At 60.5% G+C, this 24,204-nt stretch carries 25 protein-coding genes; 14 read left to right on the top strand and 11 right to left on the bottom strand.

Going from position 1 to position 24,204, the window contains the following annotated elements:
• Positions 1-191: 191 nt before the first annotated feature.
• On the top strand, positions 192-794 hold the full coding sequence (locus TU73_RS07895) for a glutathione S-transferase family protein (RefSeq protein ID WP_057011735.1): 603 nt from the start codon (positions 192-194) through the stop codon (positions 792-794).
• Between the two features lie 102 nt (positions 795-896).
• Here TU73_RS07895 and TU73_RS07890 read toward each other — a convergent pair whose 3' ends face one another.
• Positions 897-1,793 carry a LysR family transcriptional regulator gene (locus tag TU73_RS07890; RefSeq protein WP_057011734.1) on the bottom strand — a complete coding sequence of 299 codons (897 nt, stop codon included), beginning with the start codon at positions 1,791-1,793 and terminating at the stop codon, positions 897-899.
• Positions 1,794-1,918: 125 nt separating this feature from the next.
• Here TU73_RS07890 and TU73_RS07885 point away from each other — a divergent pair, with 125 nt between their 5' ends.
• The 3 genes from TU73_RS07885 to TU73_RS07875 are packed head-to-tail and all read left to right on the top strand — an operon-like array spanning position 1,919 to position 4,855.
• On the top strand, positions 1,919-3,211 hold the full coding sequence (locus TU73_RS07885; RefSeq protein ID WP_057011733.1) for a CitMHS family transporter: 1,293 nt from the start codon (positions 1,919-1,921) through the stop codon (positions 3,209-3,211).
• 1 nt (position 3,212) lies between these two features.
• A complete protein-coding gene (locus tag TU73_RS07880; protein WP_057011732.1) occupies positions 3,213-4,538 on the top strand; it encodes an acyclic terpene utilization AtuA family protein in 1,326 nt (441 codons plus the stop codon).
• Positions 4,535-4,855 (top strand): AtuA-related protein, encoded by a 321-nt coding sequence (locus TU73_RS07875; protein ID WP_057011731.1) that lies wholly within the window; start codon positions 4,535-4,537, stop codon positions 4,853-4,855. Before TU73_RS07880 ends, TU73_RS07875 begins: the two co-directional genes overlap by 4 nt.
• Positions 4,856-4,975: 120 nt before the next feature.
• Here the strand turns inward: TU73_RS07875 and TU73_RS07870 are convergent, their stop codons facing one another.
• The 5 genes from TU73_RS07870 to TU73_RS07850 form a co-directional block, all read right to left on the bottom strand.
• Positions 4,976-5,347, bottom strand: a complete 372-nt coding sequence (locus tag TU73_RS07870; protein WP_020302241.1) for a glutathione S-transferase N-terminal domain-containing protein — start codon at positions 5,345-5,347, stop codon at positions 4,976-4,978.
• Positions 5,348-5,448: 101 nt separating this feature from the next.
• Positions 5,449-5,994, bottom strand: coding sequence for a GTP cyclohydrolase I FolE (folE, locus tag TU73_RS07865; RefSeq protein WP_043051833.1), 546 nt, complete (start codon positions 5,992-5,994; stop codon positions 5,449-5,451).
• Between the two features lie 78 nt (positions 5,995-6,072).
• Positions 6,073-6,630, bottom strand: a complete 558-nt coding sequence (locus tag TU73_RS07860) for a Smr/MutS family protein (RefSeq protein ID WP_057011730.1) — start codon at positions 6,628-6,630, stop codon at positions 6,073-6,075.
• Positions 6,631-6,705: 75 nt separating this feature from the next.
• Positions 6,706-7,026, bottom strand: a complete 321-nt coding sequence (locus tag TU73_RS07855; protein ID WP_046071855.1) for a hypothetical protein — start codon at positions 7,024-7,026, stop codon at positions 6,706-6,708.
• Between the two features lie 135 nt (positions 7,027-7,161).
• On the bottom strand, positions 7,162-7,752 hold the full coding sequence (locus tag TU73_RS07850) for a cysteine hydrolase family protein (protein WP_043051836.1): 591 nt from the start codon (positions 7,750-7,752) through the stop codon (positions 7,162-7,164).
• Positions 7,753-7,993: 241 nt separating this feature from the next.
• Here TU73_RS07850 and prmB point away from each other — a divergent pair, with 241 nt between their 5' ends.
• Entirely contained in the window at positions 7,994-8,902 is a 909-nt protein-coding gene (prmB, locus tag TU73_RS07845) for a 50S ribosomal protein L3 N(5)-glutamine methyltransferase (RefSeq protein ID WP_057011729.1), read from the top strand.
• Between the two features lie 124 nt (positions 8,903-9,026).
• Here the strand turns inward: prmB and TU73_RS07840 are convergent, their stop codons facing one another.
• Positions 9,027-9,830: a hypothetical protein gene (locus tag TU73_RS07840; RefSeq protein WP_057011728.1), complete on the bottom strand. Its 804-nt coding sequence runs from the start codon at positions 9,828-9,830 to the stop codon at positions 9,027-9,029.
• Positions 9,831-9,929: 99 nt separating this feature from the next.
• A complete protein-coding gene (locus TU73_RS07835; protein ID WP_057011727.1) occupies positions 9,930-10,892 on the bottom strand; it encodes an alpha/beta hydrolase in 963 nt (320 codons plus the stop codon).
• A gap of 143 nt (positions 10,893-11,035) precedes the next feature.
• Between TU73_RS07835 and aroC the strand changes: the two genes are divergently transcribed.
• The 5 genes from aroC (at position 11,036) to TU73_RS07810 (ending at position 17,471) form a co-directional block, all read left to right on the top strand.
• Complete coding sequence (gene aroC / locus TU73_RS07830; protein ID WP_046071860.1) at positions 11,036-12,127, top strand: chorismate synthase; 1,092 nt, start codon at positions 11,036-11,038, stop codon at positions 12,125-12,127.
• 43 nt (positions 12,128-12,170) lie between these two features.
• Positions 12,171-13,334, top strand: a complete 1,164-nt coding sequence (locus TU73_RS07825; protein ID WP_057011726.1) for an MFS transporter — start codon at positions 12,171-12,173, stop codon at positions 13,332-13,334.
• Complete coding sequence (locus TU73_RS07820; RefSeq protein WP_057011725.1) at positions 13,331-13,861, top strand: acireductone dioxygenase; 531 nt, start codon at positions 13,331-13,333, stop codon at positions 13,859-13,861. The genes TU73_RS07825 and TU73_RS07820 overlap by 4 nt, the downstream gene beginning before the upstream one ends.
• A 211-nt stretch (positions 13,862-14,072) precedes the next feature.
• Complete coding sequence (locus TU73_RS07815) at positions 14,073-14,342, top strand: response regulator transcription factor (protein WP_043047637.1); 270 nt, start codon at positions 14,073-14,075, stop codon at positions 14,340-14,342.
• Between the two features lie 285 nt (positions 14,343-14,627).
• Positions 14,628-17,471 carry an ATP-binding cassette domain-containing protein gene (locus tag TU73_RS07810; RefSeq protein WP_057011724.1) on the top strand — a complete coding sequence of 948 codons (2,844 nt, stop codon included), beginning with the start codon at positions 14,628-14,630 and terminating at the stop codon, positions 17,469-17,471.
• A gap of 166 nt (positions 17,472-17,637) precedes the next feature.
• On the opposite strand, the gene TU73_RS07805 is transcribed toward TU73_RS07810, so the two are convergent.
• Positions 17,638-17,916, bottom strand: a complete 279-nt coding sequence (locus TU73_RS07805; RefSeq protein ID WP_003172952.1) for a DUF3509 domain-containing protein — start codon at positions 17,914-17,916, stop codon at positions 17,638-17,640.
• Between the two features lie 407 nt (positions 17,917-18,323).
• Here TU73_RS07805 and TU73_RS07800 point away from each other — a divergent pair, with 407 nt between their 5' ends.
• The 4 genes from TU73_RS07800 to TU73_RS07785 all read left to right on the top strand — a co-directional run bounded on the left by TU73_RS07800 (position 18,324) and on the right by TU73_RS07785 (position 21,603).
• Positions 18,324-20,150, top strand: coding sequence for a long-chain-acyl-CoA synthetase (locus TU73_RS07800; protein ID WP_057011723.1), 1,827 nt, complete (start codon positions 18,324-18,326; stop codon positions 20,148-20,150).
• 106 nt (positions 20,151-20,256) lie between these two features.
• Positions 20,257-20,772, top strand: coding sequence for an ankyrin repeat domain-containing protein (locus tag TU73_RS07795; protein ID WP_057011722.1), 516 nt, complete (start codon positions 20,257-20,259; stop codon positions 20,770-20,772).
• Positions 20,773-20,812: 40 nt separating this feature from the next.
• Positions 20,813-21,343, top strand: coding sequence for a hypothetical protein (locus TU73_RS07790; RefSeq protein ID WP_057011721.1), 531 nt, complete (start codon positions 20,813-20,815; stop codon positions 21,341-21,343).
• A 68-nt stretch (positions 21,344-21,411) separates the two neighbouring features.
• Positions 21,412-21,603: a PLDc N-terminal domain-containing protein gene (locus tag TU73_RS07785; RefSeq protein ID WP_003172956.1), complete on the top strand. Its 192-nt coding sequence runs from the start codon at positions 21,412-21,414 to the stop codon at positions 21,601-21,603.
• Positions 21,604-21,682: 79 nt separating this feature from the next.
• Here TU73_RS07785 and TU73_RS07780 read toward each other — a convergent pair whose 3' ends face one another.
• Entirely contained in the window at positions 21,683-22,816 is a 1,134-nt protein-coding gene (locus tag TU73_RS07780) for a spermidine synthase (protein WP_057011720.1), read from the bottom strand.
• A gap of 41 nt (positions 22,817-22,857) precedes the next feature.
• The gene (locus TU73_RS07775) at positions 22,858-24,198 is read right to left on the bottom strand and encodes an MFS transporter (protein WP_231984772.1); all 1,341 of its coding nucleotides are present in this window, start codon (positions 24,196-24,198) and stop codon (positions 22,858-22,860) included.
• Positions 24,199-24,204: the final 6 nt, after the last annotated feature.

Genomic DNA, 24,204 nt, shown 5'->3' with positions numbered 1-24,204 from the left:
CAGGAACTCGCGCGAAGCGAATTATGCTTTTGTATACAAATAAAGCAAATAATGTTTTCGATTATCCGGGCGAAAAAGGATGAAAGGCCGGCGCCAGGGGATTTATTCTGCGCGACGCCTTGAAACAAGCCCTCGATACCCGCACCTTGTGGGCGCAAGCATTCGGTCAGCGCGGCGAAAAGGGGAGCCCCATGTACAAGGTTTATGGCGATTACAAGTCGGGCAATTGCTACAAGGTCAAATTGATGCTCAATCTGTTGGGCATCCCCTATGAATGGGTCGATATCGATATCCTCAAGGGCGATACCCAGACCCCGGCGTTCCTGGCCAAGAACCCCAATGGCAAGGTCCCGGTATTGGAGCTCGAAGATGGCACCTGCCTGTGGGAGTCCAACGCGATCCTCAATTTCCTCGCCGATGGTAGCGAGTTCCTGCCGACCGAACCGCGCCTGCGCACGCAAGTCCTGCAGTGGCAATTCTTCGAGCAATACAGTCACGAGCCCTACATTGCGGTGGCGCGGTTCATTCAGTTTTATCTGAACATGCCCGAGGATCGGCTGGAAGAATACAAGACCACCCACAAAGGCGGTTACAAGGCCTTGAGGGTGATGGAGCGTCAACTTCAGGCCACGCCTTATTTAGTGGGCGAGCAATTTTCCATTGCCGATATTGCGTTGTATGCCTACACCCATGTGGCCCATGAAGGCGGTTTTGACCTGGCGCCGTATCCGGCGGTGCAGGCGTGGTTGCAGCGGGTGGTCAGTCATCCTCGGTATGTGCCGATGCTCGACTGATTCACTCGATCCAATGTGGGAGCTGGCTTGCCTGCGATAGCATCACCCCAGTGCCACGGATAAACCGAGGTGTCTGCATCGCAGGCAAGCCAGCTCCCACATTCAGCGCGACGGCGTGCTAGGTAATGCTTTGTTGAGCAGTTCAAAGCAGCGCTGCGCCGCCGGACTCAAGCCCATCCCGCTGCGGCTGATCAACCCGATCTCTCGATTCACCCCGGGATGATCAATGCTGATCCGCTTCAAACCTTCCAGGCTGTCCGCCGCTGACTCCGGCAACACACTGACGCCCAGCCCCTGGCGCACCAGGGCCAATACGGTCGACATGTAGTTGGCCTCCATGCCGGCGTTCAGCGTCAGCCGTGTCTCATCGAACAGCGTATCGACTTGCTCGCGCACACTGCTGTCGCGTCCGGTCAGGATGATGGGCTGGTCTGCCAGTTGCTCCAGGGTCAATTGACGGTGGCGGGCGAGCGCATGGCCCGACGGCACAAACGCACACAAGCGGTCATTCAGCACCGGCACAAATTCCAGGCCATGACTCAAGCGTGCACGTACACCAATGCCGAAATCCACCTCGCCATTGCGGACCTGGGCATGAATGCGATGGGCCACCAGGTCATGCAGGCGTACTTCGATGCCAGCGAAGCGTTCGCGAAACAGGCGCAAGGCCGGGGGCAGGGCGCCGGCGCATACCGAAGGCAGGGCGGCGATGGTCACCACGCCACGGCGCAAGGCGGCGAGGTCGCGGGAGCCGGTGACGATGTTGTCCAGGTCCAGCAGCAATTTTTCCATGGGCGCGCGCGCATCCTGGCCAGCGGCGGTAATGCTCACGTGGCGCGGGCTGCGGTCGAGCAGGGCGACGCCGAGCCAGTCTTCCAGTTGCTGTACCTGAACGGTGAGAGCCGACGGCGACAGATGCAACTCGTTGGCCGCCTTGGTGAAGCTGCCCGTGCGGGCGACAGCGAGGAAGGCTTGAATGTGCTGGATGCTGTTTTTCATAAGCGCCGCTTCATTTTGTTTTTTCGAATGCTGGTGGCTGAATATTCCAATTTACAAAGCCTAGCCTGATTCCAATACTCCAGGCAAAACAATAACCGGCCAACAAGGCCGCTCTGGAGTAACCCATGCTCGCAACCCTGGGTGTCATCACCATCCTGTGCCTGCTCGCCGCCGTCATGAGCAAGCGCCTCTCGCCTCTGGTGGCGTTGATCGCTTTGCCGATCATCGCTGCGCTGGTCGGTGGCTTCGGCCTGCAAACCAGCGCCTTCATCATTACCGGTATCAAGAACGTTGCCCCTGTGGTTGGCATGTTTGTGTTCGCGATCCTGTTTTTCGGGATCATGACCGATGCGGGCATGCTCGATCCCATTATTGATCGCATCCTGCGCACGGTCGGGACGCGTCCTACACGGATTGTGGTGGGTACGGCGACCCTGGCGTTGTTGGTGCACCTGGACGGCTCCGGCGCGGTGACTTTTCTGGTGACGGTGCCAGCGATGCTGCCGCTGTATACGCGGCTGGGCATTGATAAACGCATCCTCGCCTGCGTGTGTGCGATGGCGGCCGGGGTCAACTTTCTGCCCTGGACCGGCCCGGTGCTGCGCTCGTCGGCGGCGCTGCATGTGCCGGTGGCCGACCTGTTCCAGCCGCTGATCCCGGTGCAGATCGTCGGGCTGATCTTTGTCTTCGCCTGTGCCTGGTGGCTGGGCCATCGTGAAGAAAAACGCCTGGGCCTGGGCGCGGGTTCCACGGTGGATGCGGTGCCGCAACGAGTGCTCAGTGATGAAGATATCAAGCTGCGCCGCCCTCGACTGTTCTGGCTCAACCTGATTTTGACCGTGCTGGTGATGGTGGTGATGATCGCCGGTTGGGTCGACCCGGTGGTGATGTTCATGCTCGGCACCGTGATTGCGCTGTGTATCAATTACCCCAACGTCGACGCCCAGCGTGCACGCATCGACGCCCATGCGAAAACCGCGCTGACGATGGCCAGTATCCTGCTCGCCGCCGGGGTGTTCACCGGCATCATGCAAGGCACCGGCATGCTCAAGGCCATCGCCGAAGTGGCGGTGGCGCAGATTCCGGCGGGTCACGGCAAGTTGATCCCGGCAGTGGTGGGCTTTTTGTCCATGCCCCTGAGCATGTTGTTTGACCCCGATTCCTACTATTTCGGCGTGATGCCGGTGATCGCCGAAGTCGGCAAGGCCTTGGGCGTCGACCCACTGCAAGTGGCCCAGGCCTCGTTGCTGGGCGTGCACACCACTGGTTTCCCGGTCAGCCCGCTGACCCCCGCGACCTTCCTGCTGGTGGGCCTGTGCAAGATCGAACTGGCCGATCACCAGCGCTTCACCATCCCTTTCCTGTTTGCCGCGTCGGTGTTGATGACCCTGACGGCATTGCTCCTGGGAGTGATTTGAGATGAACGCATTGCGTATCGGGTCTGGCGCCGGCTACTCCGGCGACCGTATAGAGCCCGCCGTGGAACTGGCCGAACATGGCGACCTGGATTACCTGGTCTTCGAGTGTCTGGCCGAACGTACCATCGCCCTGGCGCAACAGGTGCGTATCAGCGACCCGCAGGGCGGTTATGACCCGCTGCTCGCTGAGCGTATGCGCCGTGTCTTGCCCTTTGTCGGACGGCTTGCAGGGCGTCGCCGCTTGCGCGTGATCACCAATATGGGCGCGGCCAACCCGCTGGCGGCTGCCATTGAAGTACGGCGTATTGCCGCCGAACTCGGCCTTGGCCTCAAGGTGGTGGCCGTGTTGGGCGATGATGTACTGCATGCCTTGCCTGGCGAGCAGTTGCTGGATAACGGCCAGACCGTCGGTTCCCTCGGCGAGCGGCTGATTTCCGCGAATGCCTACCTGGGTGTGGACGGCATTCTTGAGGCCCTGCGCGTCGACGCTGATGTGGTGATCACCGGGCGTGTGGCCGACCCTTCGCTGTTCCTGGCGCCGCAGATGTTTGAGTTCGGCTGGGCCTTCGACGATTGGCAACGACTGGGCCGGGGCACGTTGGTCGGGCATTTGCTTGAGTGTGCGGGGCAGGTCAGTGGCGGCTATTTCGCCGATCCCGGCTTCAAGGATGTGGAGGACTTGGCGCGCCTGGGCTTTCCCCTGGCCGAGATCGACGCCGACGGCAACGCGTTGATCACCAAGGTGGCAGGCTCCGGTGGGCGGGTCAGCCGCGCAACCTGTGCCGAACAACTGATCTATGAAGTTCACGACCCGGCAGCCTATTTGACCCCGGACGTGACGGCCGACTTTTCCCAGGTGGGATTTGTCGAGGAGAGCGTGGACCGGGTGCGTGCCCAGGGAGCCAGTGGGCGTGCCCGGCCTGAACAACTGAAGGTCAGCGTCGGTTATCTGGACGGTTGGATTGGTGAAGGGCAGATGTCCTACGGTGGTCCCGGCGCTGTCGCACGGGCCGAGTTGGCGCGGGGAGTGGTGCTCAAGCGTCTCGCGTTGATCGGGGTAAACATGCAGGATTTGCGTGCCGAGTTGATCGGCATGGATTCATTGCACGGCCCTCGCAGCAGCGTCGAGCCTTGGGAAGTGCGCCTGCGGGTTGCCGCCCGTTGTGACGAGCGCAGCGACGCCGTGCGGATCGGCAATGAAGTGGAGACCCTCTACACCAACGGCCCGGCCGGCGGCGGTGGGGCGAGCAAGAGCGTGCGCCAGGTGGTGGCGGTGGCGTCGTTGCTGTTGCCCCGCGAAGCGGTCAAACCGAGGATTGAAGAATGAAACTGCACAGGCTGGCCCATTCCCGCACCGGGGATAAGGGCGACACGTCGAACATCTCGATCATTGCCTATCGCGCCGAGGATTATCCGTTGCTGTGTGAACAGCTGACGGCTGAGCGCGTCACGGCATTTTTCAAGGATTTGCTCGAACCGATGGCGGCCCCGGTTCGTCGTTACGAATTGCCGAACGTGCAGGCGCTGAACTTCGTGTTGCCGGGCATCCTGCGCGGCGGCGTGACCCGCTCGCTGGCGCTGGATGCCCACGGCAAGTGCCTGGGCTCGGCACTGCTGGATCTGGACCTGATAATACCGACTTAATAGCACCGCAGCGCAAATGTGGGAGCTGGCTTGCCTGCGATTGCATCACCTCGGTACATCTGCTGCGCCGCAGTGCCCGCATCGCAGGCAAGCCAGCTCCCACATTGATCGCCGCGTGCTTCAGATCGCAGCGAAGCGCTTGTCCAGGTAGTCGATGATCACCTTGGAGTCGTACATCCAGGTGGTCTGGCCGTTTTCTTCGATGCGCAGGCACGGCACCTTGATCTTGCCACCTTGCTCCAGCAGGGTCTGGCGGTCCTGTTCGTTGTTCTTCGCATCCTTCAAGGCCACCGGCACATTCAAGCGGTGCAGGGTACGGCGGGTCTTCACGCAGAACGGGCAGGCGTGGAACTGATACAGGGTCAGGTCCTTGGCCGCAGCATTGACCTTGGCCTGTTGCTCGGCAGGGCGTTGCTTTTTACGTGGGCGGGTAAGAAAGTCGCCCGCGATGATGACGTGGCCGAGGCCCACTCGAAGTGCTTTGACGAACATGGCTGAAACCTCTTGCCCATGACTGAGGGGGCGCAGCTTACCTGATTTCTGCTGGCGAAAAAAAACCGGCGATGAACGCCGGTTTTTTCCTGCCTGGCCGGTTACTTGATCAGGCTGAGGAATTCGCTGCGGGTAGCCGCGTTGTCGCGGAATTCACCGAGCATCACCGACGTGATCATCGACGAATTCTGTTTCTCTACACCGCGCATCATCATGCACATGTGCTTGGCCTCGATCACCACGGCCACGCCGAGGGCGCCAGTCACTTCCAGTACGGCATCGGCGATCTGGCGGCTGAGGTTTTCCTGAATCTGCAGGCGGCGCGCATACATGTCGACAATCCGTGCGACCTTCGACAGGCCCAGCACTTTGCCGCTTGGGATGTAGGCAACATGAGCCTTGCCGATAAACGGCAGCAGATGGTGTTCGCACAACGAGTACAGCTCGATGTCCTTGACCAGCACCATTTCGCTGTTGTCAGAGCTGAACAAGGCACCGTTGGTGACTTCTTCGAGGGTCTGTGCATAACCGCGGCAGAGATACTGCATCGCCTTGGCGGCACGCTTTGGCGTGTCGAGCAGGCCCTCGCGGGAGACGTCCTCGCCGAGTTGGCCGAGAATCTCTGTGTAATTCTGTTCCAGGGACATGAAACTACCTGTGGGATTTTCGCAAAGTGCAAGGTTACGGTGGCGGACACATCGCTGCAAGCCTGACGACGGCACTTGTTACTCGTCGCGCCCCTCGAGCATGGTGCGCTTGAGCATCACATACACCGCGCCGGCCCCGCCATGGCGGGGCTGGCAGGAGGTAAAGCCGAGCACCTGGGCATGCTGACGCAGCCAGGTATTGACGTGACTCTTGATCATCGGCCGCTTGCCGTCCAACCGCACGGCCTTGCCGTGGGTGACGCGCACGCAGCGGATTTCGAATTTGGTCGCTTCGGCGAGGAAGGCCCACAGGGTTTCCCGGGCTTTTTCCACGGTCATGCCGTGCAGGTCGAGGCTGCCTTCGAACGGGATCTGGCCGGCCTTGAGCTTGCGTATCTGGCTTTCCTGCACGCCGTCGCGAGCCCACATCAGTTCATCTTCGGGGCCGACGTCGATCACGAACTGGTCCGACAGGCCATCCACCGTGGTGGCATCGGTGCGCACGGTCGCGGCCTGGCGCAGCTTGGCGATCTGCGCCCGGTCAGTCTTGGGTTTGCCGGTGTCGGCGCGGTCGTGCTTGATCGGCTTGACGCCGCGCAGCTCGTTCTTGAACAGGGAAAAATCGTCGTCTTGCATGTCAGCCTCCGCGAAGGGCGGGCAGTTTACCTAAATCGCGGCGGCCAGGGCGCAGCAAATGCTATCCAAGCGCCATCAGTCGTGCTTTTTCATCAGGTGCGAGGCGATATTCAACGACAACGGCTGGCGCATCCGCCGACGGCTGCGGCGCCACAGCCATACACCCAGCCATATTACGAGCAGGCCAATCACTAACAGGATCGCCGAGCCGCCCGGGCTGGCATTCAGTTCGCCCAGTGCCGGTGAATGCCCAAACAGGCCGGCACCACCAGCACCCGCCAACAACACGCCTACTATGGCCAGCAACGCGGCAATGCCGGCTACCAGGCGCAGACGCCAGTTGCTCGGGCCCTTGGGGCGCAAGCGACGAGCATCAAAACCATCGGATATCTTCATTCCGACCTTTCCTCCAGGGTATCGGCCCTTCGACCGGAAGATACACAGGTTGTTCCAGTGTTCGAGGTAAAAGCGCCAAATGAGAGGGCTTTGCGGATGAGCGGCGCAGTCAATACGCCGCTCTTGGAGAAGTGCTTAGATCAGGTCTTTGGTCAAGGCGAGGGTGGCGAAGTTGTCGGCCATGATCGCCATTTCAGTCTGCTGTACGTGCTCGGCACTCAGGATACCGCCCTTGTAAGGCAGGTCGCGGGTGGCGCAGGCGTCTTCCACGAGGGTGCAGCGAAAGCCCAGGTTCTTGGCCGCACGCACGGTGGTACTGACACTGGAGTGGCTCATGAAGCCGCAGACGATCAGATCCAGAGAGCCAAGGTCTTGCAGGTGTTTTTCCAGGCCGGTGCCGTGGAAGGCGCTGGGCAGCAGCTTGCCGATAATGGTTTCGTCACCCTCAGGCTCCAGGCCCGGAATGAACTCGCCGCGCTCGCCCTGGGGGTCGAACAGGCCGCCGACGGTGCCCAGGTGGCGCACATGCACGATCGGGCGCCCGGCGTTGCGTGCCGCCGCCGACAGTTGCTTGATATGCTCGACAGCCGCGTCCATGCCCGAAAGGGCGAGCGGGCCGCTGAGGTATTCCTTCTGGGCGTCGATGATCACAAGGGTCGCATGATTGAGGTTGGCTGCTGCGTAACCGCGACCGCTGAGTTGAAACATCGTCTTTGGAACGGACATTCTGGGGGCTCCTGTGAATGGGGCTTTTGCGACATTGTCCACTGGCTGAGCGCTTCTGTGAATCGCTACTATCGTAAGGTACGCCGTTGCTGGCGTGCAGCCATGTCAAGAGGTGGGCCTGTTTAACACAAAGCGGGCCAATTGGATGAAATCCGACGTACGGCGCCGGGGTTTTCGTACATCGTCGGTACAGGTGAAGGCTGTTAGAATCGCCAGTCGTTTTTTCCAGGAGTCTGCCCCCGTGATCACTTCCCGCCTGCGCACCTTGCGCGACCACATCCGTTGGGCTGTCAGCCGTTTCCACGGGGAAGACCTGTTTTTCGGCCATGGTACCGACAACGCCTGGGACGAAGCCCGGCAATTGGTGCTCGGCGCCTTGCACCTGCCCTGGGAAATTGCCGACAGCTACCTGGATTGCAACCTGGAAGAAGAGGAAATCTCCCATGTGCAGCGCTTGCTGCATCGCCGTATCCATGAGCGTGTGCCGACGGCCTACCTGTTGAAAGAGGCGTGGTTCTGCGGCCTGTCGTTTATCGTCGATGAGCGCGTGTTGATTCCGCGCTCACCGATTGGCGAACTGATTGAACACCGCTTCGAGCCATGGCTGGCCCAGCCGCCGGCACGCATCCTCGACCTGTGCACTGGCTCTGGTTGCATTGGCATTGCCTGTGCCTACGAGTTCCAGGACGCCGAAGTGGTGCTGGGTGACTTGTCTTTCGAAGCCCTGGAAGTGGCAAATCAGAATATCGAGCGCCACGGCGTCGACGAGCGCGTCTACACCGTACAGGGCGATGGTTTCGACGGCCTGCCTGGCCAGCGTTTCGACCTGATCGTGTCCAACCCGCCCTACGTGGATGCCGAAGATTTCGCCGACATGCCAGATGAGTACCAGCACGAGCCGGAATTGGGCCTGGCCTGCGGTGACGACGGCCTGAACCTGGTGCGCCGGATGCTCGCCGAAGCGGCGGACCACCTGACCGAGAAGGGGTTGCTGATTGTCGAAGTGGGCAACAGCCAGGTGCATGTTGAGGCACTGTACCCGGAAGTGGACTTCGCCTGGCTGGACTTCAAGCGTGGCGGGCATGGGGTGTTCATGCTCACGGCTGAACAGTGCCGTGCGCATCAGGCAGTATTTGCCGCCCGGGTCTAACTGAAAAAAATGGGCCAATGTGGGAGCTGGCTTGCCTGCGAAGGTATCGACTCGGTGAGCCTGAATCACCGAGTCGATACCTTCGCAGGCAAGCCAGCTCCACATTGGAGCGTATTTCAGCCTGTTAACGGTGTGTGGCAATCCAGATCAACAAGCCCGCCTGAAACACCGTAAACGCCACCAGGCAGGTAATGGTAAAGCGCAGCCCGCTGTCTTCACGCTTGAACTTGATGACTTTTTCCTCCTCCTTGCGCAGCTTCACCTCCTGTTCCAACAGGTTCTGCTCGGCCTGCTGCAACATCTGCGCGGCTTCGAGGATCTCCACGAACTGCACCTTCTCGGTGTTCCAGCTGTCGAGCACGCCGCTGACCTTGCCCGGCTGTACATTGCCTTTGAGGTGCTGCACATCGGCATAAGCCACATCAAAGCCCTGGATACGCAGGAAATGATCGCGACGCAGGCGCGTGGCTTCGTTGAGGGCGTCCTTGTTGGCCAGGTCCACGCCATCGACGCGGTAGTGTGACCACTTCTTTTTTGCCCATGCGGCTGCCTGGGCGACCAGGAAGCGGCCGAGACCACGGTTGACCGGTTCGATTTCCAAGCTGTTGCCTGGGCCAAAGTGCACGCGGTGTTTATCGTGATCGACCCAGATATCCAAGTGATTCTGCTCGCGGCGCACCCGTTGGCCTGGCAGCTGAATGACCATGCGCAGCAAGCTGTGATGTTTGTCATGGCGCTCGGCATAGCCGAACTGCACGAAGCGCAACGGCCGGGCGCCGGTGGCGCGGTCGGTGGCCAGGGGCGCCAGGCGCAGCATCTTGAAATGTTCGGCGTGGACGTCCGCCCACGGCAGGGCCGGCGCCACGACGGCCTCGGGCCCAGCCGGGGTGTCGGCAGTCGATTCGGGTGTTGCTTCGGTGGTTGTCATGCGGCGCGATCCTGTCCAAGCCCGGCGAGCCGACAGTCTTTTTACTGTCGACCCAGGGCTTATCGGCCGTTTTTCCCAGGACTGGAGGCCAATAGTCGCTTAACGGGGTTGAAGTCCGTCGATAAAGCCAACGATGCGCTGGCCCAGCTCAGCGGCGAGGGGCAGTTTCGGATCGTTATAAGACGCCAGTTGCTGCTTCACGTTGTTGGGCACGATGCGCATCACGTGGTTCATGCCTTCGATCACCGTCAACTGCGCGTCGGGCTTGGCCTTTTTCAGTTGCCGGGCATCCGCTACACCGACCTGGATGTCGTTGGTGCCCTGGATGATCAACGCCGGCATGCTCAGCTTGGCGAAGGCGGCCGACGGGTCGGCGCGAAACAGGCTGATCAGGTAAGGCTGCACGCTCGGCCGGAAAATGCCCTCCAATGGACGCGGCACATCGGCATCCACCTGGCCGGCCTTGAGGTGATCAAGGATTTGATTGCTGCGCAGCAACAGGGCAGGGGGTAAGTGATCGGCCAGTTGCTGGCGAATCACCTGGTCCACCGGGCGGGCGCTGCCGGACAAGGAAATGACCCCGGTCGGCGCCAGTTGCGGTGCAGCGAGTGCGGCCACCAGGGCGCCTTCGCTATGGCCCAACACGATCAGCGGGCCCATGCGCGGGTCGGCCTTGAGCAACCTGCCCCAGGCCACTGCGTCGGACACGTAGGCGTCGAGCGTCAGGTTGCGCTCATCCGGGGTGGCCGCCAGGCTCGCGGCCACGCCGCGCTTGTCGTAGCGCACGCTGGCGATGTTATGCCGGGCGAGCACCCAGGCCAGGCGCTTGAGGCTGTCGTTACGGGCGCCGTCGGCGCTGTTGCCATTGCGGTCGGTGGGGCCGGAGCCGGCGATGATCAGCACCACCGGCACCGGTTTGTCGGACTGGGGTAACAGCAACGAGCCAAATAGCTCGCCGCTGCCGGTGTCCAGGCTGATCGGGCGTTGCAGTACGACAGGGGAAGCGGCCTGTGCCACAGTGGTCAACAGGGTGAGGGTGAACAGTAAAACTCGCAGCATCATCGCGCCATCATCAGAGAGGTGCCGGTTGGACCAACGTCTACCGGTAAGGTTTCGAGGATGAACTAGTCGGTTAGCCTGCGTATACTGGCCGTCTTAAGTTATTACGGTTGACTTGATTCAACTGATTTCACGGAGCGCCCTGCATGTCCGGCAATACCTTCGGCAAATTGTTCACTGTCACCACCGCGGGCGAAAGCCATGGCCCGGCGTTGGTCGCCATTGTCGACGGCTGCCCGCCTGGCCTGGAGCTGAGCCTGGAAGACCTGCAGCGCGACCTGGACCGCCGCAAGCCCGGCACCAGCCGCCACACCACCCAGCGCCAGGAACCGGACGAAGTCGAAATCCTCTCCGGGGTTTTCGAGGGCCGCACCACCGGCTGCGCCATTGGACTGTTGATTCGCAACACCGACCAGAAGTCCAAGGACTACTCGGCGATCAAAGACCTGTTCCGCCCGTCCCACGCGGATTACACCTACCATCACAAATACGGCGAGCGCGACTACCGTGGCGGTGGCCGCAGCTCGGCGCGGGAAACTGCGATGCGCGTGGCTGCCGGTGCAATCGCCAAGAAATACCTGGCCACCCAGGGCATCGTCATCCGTGGCTACATGAGCCAGCTGGGCCCGATTGAAATCCCGTTCAAGAGCTGGGACAGCGTGCAAGACAATGCTTTCTTCTGCCCCGATCCGGACAAGGTGCCGGAGCTGGAAGCCTACATGGACCAGTTGCGCCGCGACCAGGACTCCGTCGGCGCCAAGATCACCGTGGTGGCCGAAGGGGTGAAGCCGGGCCTGGGCGAGCCGATCTTCGACCGCCTCGACGCCGAGCTGGCCCATGCACTGATGAGCATCAATGCGGTGAAGGGCGTGGAAATCGGCGCCGGTTTTGCCTGCATCGCCCAACGCGGCACCGAACACCGCGATGAGCTGACCCCGGAAGGGTTCCTCAGCAATAACGCGGGCGGCATCCTCGGCGGTATTTCCTCCGGCCAGCCGATCGTGGCGCACCTGGCGCTCAAGGCGACCTCGAGCATTACCACGCCGGGTCGTTCGATCGATGTACACGGCAACCCGGTGGACGTGATCACCAAGGGCCGCCACGACCCGTGCGTCGGCATCCGCGCCACGCCGATTGCCGAGGCCATGATGGCCATCGTGCTGATGGACCATCTGCTGCGCAACCGTGGGCAAAATGCCGATGTGCGCGTGAGTACGCCGGTACTGGGCCAGCTGTGACGTTCTGTGGCGAGGTGCGAGCTTGCTCGCAGCCCCCCTTGAAATGACCCCGCCGCTCCCGTACTGGCGCCTCTCCAGCTTCTACCTGTTCTACTTCGCCCTGCTGGGAGCGACGGCGCCGTTCCTGGCGCTGTACTTCGATCACCTGGGGTTCTCCAGTGCGCGCATCGGCGAGCTGGTGGCCATCCCCATGCTGATGCGCTGCGTGGCGCCGAACCTGTGGGGCTGGATCGGCGACTACACTGGCCGGCGCCTGGTCATCGTGCGGTTTGGCGCGGTGTGCACCCTGGCCAGTTTCTGCCTGATCTTCGTCAGCAAGACCTACGCCTGGCTGGCGATGGTCATGGCCCTGCACGCATTCTTCTGGCATGCGGTGCTGCCGCAGTTTGAAGTCATCACCCTGGCCCACCTGCACAAGCAGACCTCGCGTTACAGCCAGGTCCGCCTGTGGGGCTCGATTGGTTTTATCCTCACCGTGGTGATCATGGGGCGTCTGTTCGACTGGCTGAGCCTGGATATCTACCCGGTGGTGGTCGTGGTGATCATGGCCGGCATCATTGGTGCCAGCCTGTGGGTGCCGAACGCGCAGCCCACCAGTCACGGCAAGCGCCTGGCCGGAGACGGTTTCCTCAAGCAATTGCGCAGTCCCGGGGTGCTGGCGTTTTATGCCTGCGTGGCGCTGATGCAAATGAGCCATGGGCCGTACTACACCTTCCTCACCCTGCATCTGGAACACTTGGGCTACAGCCGTGGTGTGATCGGCCTGTTGTGGGCGCTGGGGGTGGTGGCGGAGGTGCTGATGTTCCTGGCCATGAGCCGCATCCTTGCGCGTTTTTCCGTGCGTCGGGTGCTATTGGCAAGTTTTCTGCTGGCGGCGCTGCGCTGGCTGCTGCTGGGTTCATTCGCCGAGCTTTTCTGGGTGCTGCTCCTGGCGCAGCTGCTGCATGCCGCCACGTTCGGCAGCTTTCACGCGGCGGCAATTGCCTTTGTGCAACGCAGTTTCGGTGACCGCCAGCAAGGCCAGGGCCAGGCGCTGTATGCGGCATTGGCCGGCACGGGCGGCGCCCTCGGTGCCCTGTATTCCGGCTATAGCTGGAACCTGTTGGGGCCGACCCTGACGTTCAGTATCGCCAGCGCCGCGGCCCTGGCCGCCGCCATTATCATTGGCCTTCGATTGCAAGAGCCGAACCAAGGAGCCATGCAATGAGTTATGTAGCCGTCTACCCCATCGCCACTGCGGATACCCCGAACAAGGTGCTCACCCATGTCGATGATATCCAGTCGACCCTGGCCGAACACGGCGTGCGCTTTGAGCGCTGGCAGCCCAGCGCTGTCGAGAAGGGCGCCAGTGAGGCTGAAATGATCGAGGCTTACCGGGCGCAGATCGATGCCCTCGGCTACGCCGCCGTGGAAGTGATTCGCGTAGAGAATGACCATCCACAGAAGGATGAGCTGCGCACCCAGGGCCTGGCTGAACGAACCTACAGTGAAGATCACGTATGCTTCTTCGTCGCCGGCCAGGGGCTGTTCACTCTCCATATAGACGATTATGTCTACGGCGTGCGCTGTGAGAAACATGACCTGCTGATCATCCCGGCGGGTTTACCCCACTGGTTCGATATGGGCGAGAACCCGCACTGTGTAACGCTGCGCTTGTTCGACACCGTCCAAGGCCGGGTACCCAAACTCACCGGCGACGACATAGCTGTTCGTTTTCCGGAATTGGACGACTAAGCATAAAAAATTGAATATTCAACCCAGGCAAGTTGGAATTTGCTGTGGGAAGAAACCTAATTAGTTGTAGGGCGAAGCTGTTTATTCTGTGCTTTACGCTTTGACTCCATTCGTTATGTAACTCTCTGTTCCGCGTCAATGTTTATGCCATCTGTCAATAAGAAGAATCCGAAAGGTGGCAGCGCATCAGCAGATATCAAAGGAGAGAGCAATGAATGGCCCAGAGCAGACATATCGCCCGTTGGTGATCGTACCCACGGCTGTCAGGAAACGCCTGAGCTTGTCTGGCAAGCCCCTGACGCCGACGGAGCTGGAAATCCTGCGGTGGGCCTCAGAGGGCAAGACCGTCTGGGAGATCAGCCAGATTCGCGCCACCTCCGAAGCCACAGTGAAATTCCATCTGCGCAATATCTACGGCAAGCTGGATGTCACCAACCGTGTGCAGGCGATGAACGAAGCCTCCCGCCAGGGCTTGTGTTGAAGTGTCCAGTCCTGAAATAGGTTTACACCTATTTCAGCCTCGAAACGCCCGAGACACCGCATCGGGTGTCTTGTATTTCCTGTGACTGCAAGTCGGAACATCTGCTCGTTACCGTGGATGGCGTGCGCATCCTCGACTTGGAGACTCACTGGAGGAATGGGTGGCCCGTTACTGTGCATGTCGGAAAATTCCCGCCCACTATTACGATCTGCAGAAAATCCAAGACTGCCTGCTGCGTGTGCAGGCCCTGGAGCCTGGTCGGGTGTACTGCGAGGAGGCGCTGTCGTGAATTGGATATACTGGTTTACGCCGGTGCTGCGCTATCAGCCGTTCGCTCGCTCCGAAGAGCGAGCTTTCGCCGACGGCTTTTTCGGCCTGGCCTTCAACCTTGCGCCCTGGGCGGTCGGCGCTTATGTATTGGTGTCGTTGTTGCAATACAACGTGCCGCTGTTGTTCATCTACAAGCTGAGCACCTTGGTGGTGGCCCAAGGCAGTGCCGATATCGTACTGACAGACACCGCGCTCCTGGCGTTCTTGGCCATCAGCGGTTTTTTGCTGATGGTGAGCGAGCTCAATCTGGAACGCTACATCTCCCTGAGGTTATGCCGCGAGTTCGAGCGCCTTCTGGCGCGCAAGATGCAGACCCAGGTAGAGGTGTCGGTGCTGGAACGGGTGGTTTCGCGGGATTTCAGCGTCATTCTCGATGGCGTCGGTGCTAGCGTTAACCTGTTGGCTATTCCGGTTTTCCTGCTGCTTTCAATCCTGCTGGCGTTGCTGGTCTTTGGCACGGCAGGGTTCTGGGCGGTTGCGGTGATCGGTGTGTTCCTGCCGCTTTCCTATCTGCTGTCCTGGCTCTCGGACCGCAACTACCAGCGGATCATGGATATGGCGGCGCAGCGTATCGAACAGTGTTCGGCATGGTTGCGTGAAGGCCCGTGGCTCAAGCAGTTCGCTGACCGGACGGCCTTGCAGAGCATCGAGCGGACACTGGCGGGCGAACGCTGCCTGCGTAACGTGGATACGCTGTTGCGCGGTGCCGACAGCTACATCATCGGTTTCGGCCGCTTGATTCCCTTTGTGTTGCTGGGGCTGGTGGGCTCCTCGGAATCGGCCCCGGTCTGGGACGGGGCGATTTTCTGGCTGAGCATTCCGTTGCTGGCGGCGGTGCTAGCGCTGCCCCGTTCCTATGTGAGTTACAAGGCTGTCGGCCGCTCCCTGGAAGCACTCAATGGCCTGTATCAGAATTCCTCCGGGCATTCGGTGCTGCGACCCGCCGCCGATCAGGCCCGCAGCGTGATCGAGTTCGATGCCGACTGGCCGGTCTGGCCCGCGAAGCTGGTCGAACTGATTCCTGGCCCGCTGGAAAGCCAGCGCGAGGACCTGCACGCGTTGCTGGGCGCTTTCCGGCTGGTACCCGAGCTGGGGCCGGACCCACAGCAGGTCCTGCAGTTGCCCATCGAGCTGGACGGGAGCAATCTCTCCGCCGGGCAGCGCCTGCGCCTGCAACTGTTGCGCGGGGTGTTTCTGGCCCGTGCCCAGGACGGAATCCTAAGTATCGACCACGACCTCTGCACGTTGGACGCTGCGGCCGCGCTGGCAGTGAAGGGCGCCTTGGAGCGCCTGTCCTGGGTAAGCTTCAGCCCATCGGCAGCAAGCGCGATAGCGCAGCGCAAAGGCTCGCCCGCGGAGGTTGGTGAGCGGACGGCTTCGACGGTGCCGGTCGGCTACCGGGCACTGGACCGCTTCAGTCTCGGCGATCTGTTCAAGTATTGTGGCTGGGGTGTGCTGATGTTGTTGGTGCCGGCGCTGATGATGAGCTATGCGGCCAACCTGACGCTGCCAGAGGCAGGTTTATCGCCTTGGCAGGTTCTGTTGTATGCCGTGGCCGGGGTAGGGGCAGGAATCGCTGCCGGGCTGTTTATCGAGAATCTGTTGCGCAGCCGCTTTTCCCGCTTGTTCACCGATGGCCTGCGAGACATCCGGATCACCGGCTTGGCCGATGGGCTGCAGGTGGTCTCTCGCGACGTCACCACGACATTCGAACGCATCGCCTGGTATGCCCACGACATTGCCTGGATTATCGCGCTGTTGTTGTGCAATGGCGGGGCCTTGTGGATGGGGGTCGGCCTGTTCGGCATCGCTGTGGCGCTGCTGTTCAGCGGCTTGCTGGCGGTACTGTACCGGCTTTCCATAAAAGAGCTATATCGGGCCCGGGTGGAAAGCGTTAAGGGATTCGACTCTCTACTGCGCTCGGCCCATGTGACGTTTTCCATTTCCCGGGCCGGTGGCGTGGGTTTCGAACGCCTGGGTGATTGGCTAGCGCTCACTCAGCGTGGGACGATAGCCGAGGGGCTCAGGCATTTCTACACCACCCGTATGCGCAGTGTTATCACTCGCACCGTCACGGCGGCCAGTTGCACTTTGCTCAGCGATCTAGTGATTATCCTGGTGGTCCTGATGGGCAGCCTCTACCGGACCAGCGATTCGGCTTTTGTGCTCGCGGTCACGGCTTTGCTGCTGGTGCGTTCCGATCTGGCCAATGTATTTTTGGCCATCACGGGTTTCAAATCGCAGTCGGTGTCGGTGGAGCGCCTGCAGCATTTTGCCCGGCCCAAAAGCTCGGTGGCCGTGGCGATTGCCGAGCAGAGCCTGAGCATTGCGCCCTTTATTGCTCAACGTGCCTATCGTGCCCTGAGCCTGGAACGAGGCCGGTTGTATTCGCTATCGGGGTACTCCGGTTCTGGCAAGAGCGATTACCTCAAGGGTGTGGCCGGTATCACCGACGTGATCATCGAAGAGGCGGGCATGGTGCAGGCCATGACATCAACCTGCTATTACCTGGACAGCAATTCCCTGGTGCTGCTCGGCGGTGAGCCCGGGGCAAGCGACTGGCTGGATACCTGGCTGAGCGCGTTACCGGAGGACCGCCACCATTTGTTGTTACTGGATGAGCCGTTCATCGCGTTGCGCGCTGAGCAATTGGCCGAGCGTGTGCAAGCGTTACACCGTTACGTCGAGCGTAGCGGCAACACCTTGGTGCTGGTGGATCATCGTTGCCGACTGGAACATGACATAGAGCTCGGCGAGCTGGTAGTTGATTACCCGGAGCGAGGAAAGACTCATGGATGAGCCGATTCTGTACTTGGGCGACCGGGGGGTTCTTAGACGTTAGAGGCATTTGGCTAGACTGGGGGAACACTAAGAGGGCTGCGTGACCGAATAAAAAACGCCCGATAAATGCATCGGGCGTTGGGGTGAACCAGGCGTAAACCTATTCAGGACTCGACCCTGCCGCTTAAGCCGAATGGTAAGTCGGCAGCGCAAAGCGGTTCTGGCTTTGCAGCATCGAAATCTGTGGCAGCTCACTGGCTTGTTCGGCCAGGTCGCGGCGAATGGCGCTGATTACCCAGGTCAGTTGATCGGCGGTGTGCAGCTGCTGGTAGGAGATCGAACGCTTGACCTGCTTACCTTCGCTGTTGCGCAGGGTCAACAGGATGCCGCCGTCTGGACGTGGTTGGGTGGTGACGTCGTAGTTGGAGAATACTGAAGCGAATTTATCTTGGATCAGGCTCATGTCTATCAGCTCCGTTGGCTCAAGTTGGCAAGCATGGAGTGATAGGTGCAGTGATTGTGCCAGTATTGCCTGTCTTAAAAAAACGTTATAAATCAGTTAGTTATAAATTTTTGCAGTTTTCATTTTCGTGCATTTTGCATGAAGGCCCATCGTGCATCCTGCATTTTGCGCTATCGGGTCGAGCATATTTCACGCAGGGCCGTTGGCCCTCCACACTATTGACCACGATTTTTCCCAGAAAATTCCATCGCCAATGGCCACCGTTGCCTGGGATACAAAACTTTTCAAATCCTGCGTGTACAGCCAAAGAATGGCTGACGTATTTTCCTGCGAGCCATTCGGCGAATTCCTATGGGGCCGTCGAAGGTTCTCGATCAGACCAAGAATAAGAAAAGGGACGTTCCGCCATGAGTCATCCGCAAAACGACCTAATCACCTGGAGCATGATGCTGCGCAAGGTGCCTGCTATCGTTCGAGCGCTGCCGCGAGTGGTTCGCGGCATGCGCGCTGCCAATGTCACTGACCCCAGGCAACCCTGCGGCTTGGGCTGGCATTTCGAGCAAGCCGTCGTGCGCAATCCTGACGGCGCTGCCTTGCTTTACGCTGACAGCGCGATCAGCTATCGCGACGCCAACCAGCATGCCAATCGCATCGCCCACTACCTGCAGGCCCAAGGCATCCGCAAGGGTGACGTGGTAGCGCTGTTTATCGAGAACCGCCCCGAGTTGCTGTTGAGCGTGTTGGCCGTGGCCAAGCTGGGGGGCATCTGCGCCATGCTCAACACCTCGCAAACCCAGGCGGCGCTGGTGCACAGCCTGACCCTGGTCAATCCGGTTGCCATTGTGGTCGGTGCCGAATTGCTGAGTCCTTACGCAGCAGTGCGCGATCAAGTTCAGATCCCGGCCGGGCGCACCTGGTTCGTGGCCGATCAGCCCGGCAGCAGGGTGCCCGACGGCTATATCGACCTGATGGCCGCCAGTGCCGATAGTCCGGTGGACAACCCGGCGAGTTCCGCGCAGGTGTTCTTCCACGATCCCTGCTTCTATATCTACACCTCCGGCACCACCGGCTTGCCCAAGGCCGGCATCATGAAGCACGGGCGCTGGACCAAAACCGCCGTGAGCTTCGGCAGTATCGCCCTGGACATGGGGCCGCAGGACGTCCTCTATTGCACTTTGCCGCTGTACCATGCCACCGGCTTGTGCGTGTGCTGGGGGGCGGCGATTATCGGCGCGTCGGGCTTTGCCATTCGGCGCAAATTCAGTGCCAGCCAGTTCTGGGACGATGCGCGCAAGTTCAAGGCGACCACCCTGGGCTATGTCGGCGAGCTGTGCCGGTATTTGCTCGACCAGCCCGCGAGTGCGCAAGACCGCGATAACCAGGTGACCAAGATGGTCGGCAACGGCCTGCGTCCTGGTGTGTGGGCGCAGTTCAAGCAGCGTTATGGGGTCGAGCATATCTGCGAACTGTATGCCGCCAGCGACGGCAATATCGGCTTTACCAACGTGCTGAACTTTGACAACACCATCGGCTTTTGCCTGCAGCATTGGGCGCTGGTGGATTACGCCCATGACACCGGCGAACCGCTGCGCGGCAACAATGGGTTCATGGACAAGGTGCCCACCGGCGGGCAGGGCCTGTTATTGGCGCGCATTGATGAAAAGTCGCCCTTCGACGGCTACACCGACCCGGAAAAGAACCGCAAGGTGGTACTGACCGACGTATTCGAAAAAGGCGACCGCTATTTCAACACCGGCGACCTGGTGCGCAGCATCGGTTTCGGCCACGCGCAATTTGTCGATCGCCTGGGCGATACCTATCGCTGGAAGGGCGAAAACGTCTCGACCACCGAAGTGGAAAACGTCCTGCTGCAACACCCGCAAATCGCCGAGGTGGTGGCCTACGGTGTTGAGATCGAAAACACCAATGGTCGTGCAGGCATGGTCGCCATCACCCCCAGTGAATCCCTGGCCGCCCTGGACATGCGCCAATTGTTGCAATTCGCCCACGGGCAGTTGCCGCATTATGCGGTGCCGCTGTTTCTACGTATCAAGGTAAAGATGGAAACCACCGGCACCTTCAAGTACCAGAAAGTGAAGCTCAAGGAGCAGGCGTTCGACCCGGACAAGGTCGGCAATGATCCGGTCTACGCCTGGTTGCCAGGTACGGACAGCTACGTGCCCGTCACCGGGCAGTTGCTGGCACAGATTCAGGGCGGACACTTCCGTTATTGATTCTGGCTATGACGGCTTTTGACAAAAAAGCCATGACACTGGGGAACTCCCTCGCGACACTGAGCGCCTTATTCAGTTACATAAGCCGCCTCAGCAAGGAGCCCCCATGTCAGACCAGCCCAAACAAATGACCGAAGACGAAGCTGCCGAGTTTGCCGAGCAGGTCTTCGACGTGGCCCGCCGCGGTGACGCCGCCATGCTCGCGGCGTTGTTGGCCAAGGGCTTGCCGGCCAACTTTCGTAATCACAATGGCGATACCTTATTGATGCTCGCGGCCTACCACGGTCACCCCGAGGCAGTAAAAGTACTGCTGGAACACCAGGCCGACCCCTTGATCGCCAACGACAAGAACCAGTTGCCGATTGCCGGCGCGGCGTTCAAAGGCAACCTGCCGGTGGTCCAGGCGCTGATCGACGGCGGCACGCCGGTTGAGGCGGCGTCGTCGGACGGGCGTACGGCCTTGATGATGGCGGCGATGTTCAATCGCGTTGAAATGGTGGATTACCTGCTCAGCAAGGGCGCAAACCCCAAGGCCACCGATGCACAGGGTGCCACTGCGCTGGCCGCGGCAAAGACCATGGGCGCGGCGGATACGGCGGCGCAGTTGGAGAAACTGGTGTAGGCTACGCGCCCTCCAAAACCCGCCTGCCATAGGATCGCCCATGAAAACCGCCCTCGTCGAACTCATCAGCAAAATCAGCGCCGGCGTCATGGGCGACGATGAGGTCGTGCGTATCGCCGAAGAAGCGGCCAAGGCCTACGCGGACCCGGCGGCGTTCCTGGCGGCCAACCCGGATATCAACTACGACGACAGCTTCCCGATCCCGCTGGGTGAATGGGTGGTGGTCGGTAGCTTGCCGGACACGGTGTTGTTCCAGGCCGATACCTATGCCGACCTGTTTGCCCAGATCGTCGCGTCGTTCGGCCCGGGCGTGGCGTTCAACCTCAAGCCCAAGCAATTGGCCAAGACCGAGGACCTGACTGCGCTGAATCGTATCCAGATCCAGATGAGTGCCCTGAGCCCTGAAGACGGCGGTTATGTGCTGATGAACTTCAGCCAGTTGCTGGACGACGAGATCCAGGCGGTACTGGTATTTGGCAACGACCTGCCACGGGTGCTGGAGCTGTGCGCCGAAGTCGGCATCAAGGCCGAGCCGTCCCTGGAAGCCTTGAAGATTGCCGTACACGTCTGAAAATAAAACGGAACCCCCGCCAGGCCTGGCTATCCTACAAGGGCATGCCCTCACTTAGGAGCGACACCATGGGTTCCACTTTTAATGGCCTGATTGGCCTGATCATCCTCGCGCTGGATATCTGGGCGATCATCAACGTGTTCAAAAGCGGCGCGAGCACGGGCGCCAAGGTGCTGTGGATCTTGTTGATCCTGTTGTTGCCGGTACTGGGCCTGATCATCTGGGCGATTGCCGGGCCACGCGGTAACGTGCGGATCTGAAGCCGCCGTAGAGGCGGCGCAGCGGGGCTGAGTCTACGGTGCGTACGATGCACCGCAGGCGCGGCCGCGTTGCTCGCAGTCAGGCTGCCTGTGACAATCGGGACAGCGCTCTGCGAAAGCCCTCCACCTTGTTCGCATACCCGCGGGTCCTGTGGGTAATGACGCCATAGGCGTAAGGAAGCAGCCCCTCCAGCCAGTCTCGAGGGCGTGCCTCGACGCTATTGTCCAGGGTTGCGATGACCCAGTCCGGCAACCATGACATATCGCGATCAGAGAAGTTGGCTTCACCTGCGATCAGCAATGCCAGGGTGGTGCGCAGTGATGATGGATCTTCCAGCAGGCGCTCTTGCAGTGCCAGGCAAGCCTGCGGGTGATCCAGCAGTTCAAGCAGATCGCCCGGTTTGCCCAGCACCCACGGTGGCGCGAGCAGCGCGGACAACGCCGGTAACGCACCCACCCAACGTTTATGCACCTCCCGATCAATCCCTGCGAAATCCAGTGCTGGCGGTACATCCGGCATGTCTTGGATAACCGTGGGTGTCAGGTAGCGCAGGCGAAGGCCCATGAGGTCCATGAACAGCCGGTCACTGACACACAACGACTCCACGACTGCAGTGGTGGAGGGCGGTGGGCCGATGATGAACGTCGCATTGCGTCGGTGGGGCAGGTGGTGAATGTCGCCCCAGCTGTCATTCAGGCGCTTAGCCAACCAGGCCTGCGGCGTAGAACCCATTAACGGCTCAAGGTTCATGGGCACGCCAAAACCGTTGAATACCACATGACCGCGAGGGTTCAGGCGGCTTTTGAGCCGTTGGTGAAACCCCTGGTCAAACACGATCGGGGCGTAACCCTCCTCGGTGTAGAGATCGACAATGATCACATCGAACCGGTCGGAAGTCGCGCCCAGGAAGTGCGCGGCATCGTCGACCACAGTGTCAAAGCGCAGATGTGCTGCCAGTCGGTTGCGGTTTTCCAGGCTTCGCACGGCGGCGGTCTCGTCCAGGTCGACGGCCACCAGGCGGGTCACCCGGGTACTGGCTGCGATCGGCGCCAGCGCCACGCCATCCGAAAGCCCCAGCATCAACACCGAGATGCCCGCTTTCGACGGGTCGCCCAGGAAGCCGATGCAAGCCATGTCGTCATAATATTGGCCGCAGAAGATCTGTTCATGGCGAGCGGGTTCAGGCCGGTCCTTGAGGTCTGGCGTGGTCAAAGGCAACTCCATTTGCAAGTGGTGGGTGATGACGAGGCGCGTCAGCGCGCGAACGCTGCCGGGTATTTGTCCAGGTAGGCATCGCTCAGTTGCGTGTCCTGGGTGCGCATGAACGTTTTGAAGTCGGGTACCAGAAACACCAGCAACGACAACACCAGCACCATGAGGCCCAGCAGGGTGATGGTTAGCGCGACGCCCAGATGGGCGATCAGGCCGGTCATCGCGAAACTGCCCAAGGGGCTGGCCGCGGCAGAGAGAAACGACACCGTGGCAAAGATCCGGTTGCGATGGAGCTTGGGGGTTGCCAGTAACCTCACGGCCGAGGTGGGGATGTTGATCAGCATCAGGCCGACGCCGCCGCAGAAAAAGGCCGCCGGCACCAGCAACGACGAAGACACGGTGCCGACCACCACCAGGTTTAACCCCAGTAACGCAAAACCTGCGGATACACATAGGTCGCGGGGGAGGCGATCGGATAACCAGCCGATGATTTTGTAGCTGCCTGCAAGAATTCCCAGCCCGAAACATGAGTCCAGAAGACCGATGTAAGTGACTGGATAGTGGATGACGTCTTTTACGTAGAGTGGCAGCAGGATGGTGAAAAATGGAAACAAGGCAAAGTTGATCAGCATCGCGACAATGGCCAGGTAGAACTCAACCTTCACGCCATATACCACCTTGAAGCCGGAGTAGATCATGTGCCAGCCGCTGGCGGCCGGGGCACTGTCGCTGTGGCTGATGGCACCGACGGGGTTAGGTATGGTCGCTATCAGCGCCCCCGCGAAGAGAATCGCAACAAAATCGGCGGCTAACGCAAATGTAATCCCGAACCCATAGATCAACCCACTGGCCATGACGGGCCCCAGCAGGATCGAAAAGGACGACATCACGCTTTTGGTGCGAAAGGCCAGGGAGACTTTATCGTCGTGCGCAAATAAAGGAATGATCGACGCCTGGAGCGGGTCACGTACGCCGACGATCGCGCTGCTGACCATCATCAGCGCGCCCACCGTCCAGGGGTTGAAAGACCCCGTGGCGGACAGTACCACCATCAACAAGGCGGTCAGCAAACTGAGCCAGGAAGCCAGCTTGATGATCAGGATCTTGTTGTACTTGTCTCCCAGCCACCCCAGCAGGGGTTTGGCTAATACCTCGGCTGCGATGGAGCAGGCAATCATATTGGCAAAATAAAGTGCAGACCCGGTTTCCTGTAACGCCCACCAGGCTACCGCCAGTTGATTGCAGCGGCCCCCCAGCACCATCAGCAAAAAGCTGAATTGCACTTTCAGCAGACGCCGGTCGATGCCGGGAAAACCCCAGGTGATGCCTGAAGAATCTGCACTCATTGAGGGACCTTTGAACCGGAGGGGATAACTGCGCAATCAGCG

The sequence above is a fragment of the Pseudomonas libanensis genome, from assembly GCF_001439685.1.
In the GTDB taxonomy this organism is placed as follows: domain Bacteria; phylum Pseudomonadota; class Gammaproteobacteria; order Pseudomonadales; family Pseudomonadaceae; genus Aquipseudomonas; species Aquipseudomonas libanensis.
Note: the sequence above shows the minus strand (reverse complement) of the source record. Positions and strands in the feature narration are given on the sequence as shown.

Bases quoted from the DNA above. Each gene is read 5' to 3' on its own strand.
- TU73_RS07835 (WP_057011727.1), bottom strand. From the start codon at position 10,892: ATGATGCTGCGAGTTTTACTGTTCACCCTCACCCTGTTGACCACTGTG.
- TU73_RS07785 (WP_003172956.1), top strand. From the start codon at position 21,412: ATGGGTTCCACTTTTAATGGCCTGATTGGCCTGATCATCCTCGCGCTG.
- TU73_RS07800 (WP_057011723.1), top strand. From the start codon at position 18,324: ATGAGTCATCCGCAAAACGACCTAATCACCTGGAGCATGATGCTGCGC.
- TU73_RS07860 (WP_057011730.1), bottom strand. From the start codon at position 6,630: ATGCAAGACGACGATTTTTCCCTGTTCAAGAACGAGCTGCGCGGCGTC.
- TU73_RS07820 (WP_057011725.1), top strand. From the start codon at position 13,331: ATGAGTTATGTAGCCGTCTACCCCATCGCCACTGCGGATACCCCGAAC.
- TU73_RS07840 (WP_057011728.1), bottom strand. From the start codon at position 9,830: ATGACAACCACCGAAGCAACACCCGAATCGACTGCCGACACCCCGGCT.
- TU73_RS07890 (WP_057011734.1), bottom strand. From the start codon at position 1,793: ATGAAAAACAGCATCCAGCACATTCAAGCCTTCCTCGCTGTCGCCCGC.
- TU73_RS07855 (WP_046071855.1), bottom strand. From the start codon at position 7,026: ATGAAGATATCCGATGGTTTTGATGCTCGTCGCTTGCGCCCCAAGGGC.
- TU73_RS07880 (WP_057011732.1), top strand. From the start codon at position 3,213: ATGAACGCATTGCGTATCGGGTCTGGCGCCGGCTACTCCGGCGACCGT.
- TU73_RS07885 (WP_057011733.1), top strand. From the start codon at position 1,919: ATGCTCGCAACCCTGGGTGTCATCACCATCCTGTGCCTGCTCGCCGCC.
- TU73_RS07895 (WP_057011735.1), top strand. From the start codon at position 192: ATGTACAAGGTTTATGGCGATTACAAGTCGGGCAATTGCTACAAGGTC.
- TU73_RS07850 (WP_043051836.1), bottom strand. From the start codon at position 7,752: ATGTCCGTTCCAAAGACGATGTTTCAACTCAGCGGTCGCGGTTACGCA.
- TU73_RS07870 (WP_020302241.1), bottom strand. From the start codon at position 5,347: ATGTTCGTCAAAGCACTTCGAGTGGGCCTCGGCCACGTCATCATCGCG.
- TU73_RS07875 (WP_057011731.1), top strand. From the start codon at position 4,535: ATGAAACTGCACAGGCTGGCCCATTCCCGCACCGGGGATAAGGGCGAC.
- aroC (WP_046071860.1), top strand. From the start codon at position 11,036: ATGTCCGGCAATACCTTCGGCAAATTGTTCACTGTCACCACCGCGGGC.
- TU73_RS07790 (WP_057011721.1), top strand. From the start codon at position 20,813: ATGAAAACCGCCCTCGTCGAACTCATCAGCAAAATCAGCGCCGGCGTC.
- TU73_RS07795 (WP_057011722.1), top strand. From the start codon at position 20,257: ATGTCAGACCAGCCCAAACAAATGACCGAAGACGAAGCTGCCGAGTTT.
- TU73_RS07805 (WP_003172952.1), bottom strand. From the start codon at position 17,916: ATGAGCCTGATCCAAGATAAATTCGCTTCAGTATTCTCCAACTACGAC.
- TU73_RS07825 (WP_057011726.1), top strand. From the start codon at position 12,171: ATGACCCCGCCGCTCCCGTACTGGCGCCTCTCCAGCTTCTACCTGTTC.
- folE (WP_043051833.1), bottom strand. From the start codon at position 5,994: ATGTCCCTGGAACAGAATTACACAGAGATTCTCGGCCAACTCGGCGAG.
- TU73_RS07815 (WP_043047637.1), top strand. From the start codon at position 14,073: ATGAATGGCCCAGAGCAGACATATCGCCCGTTGGTGATCGTACCCACG.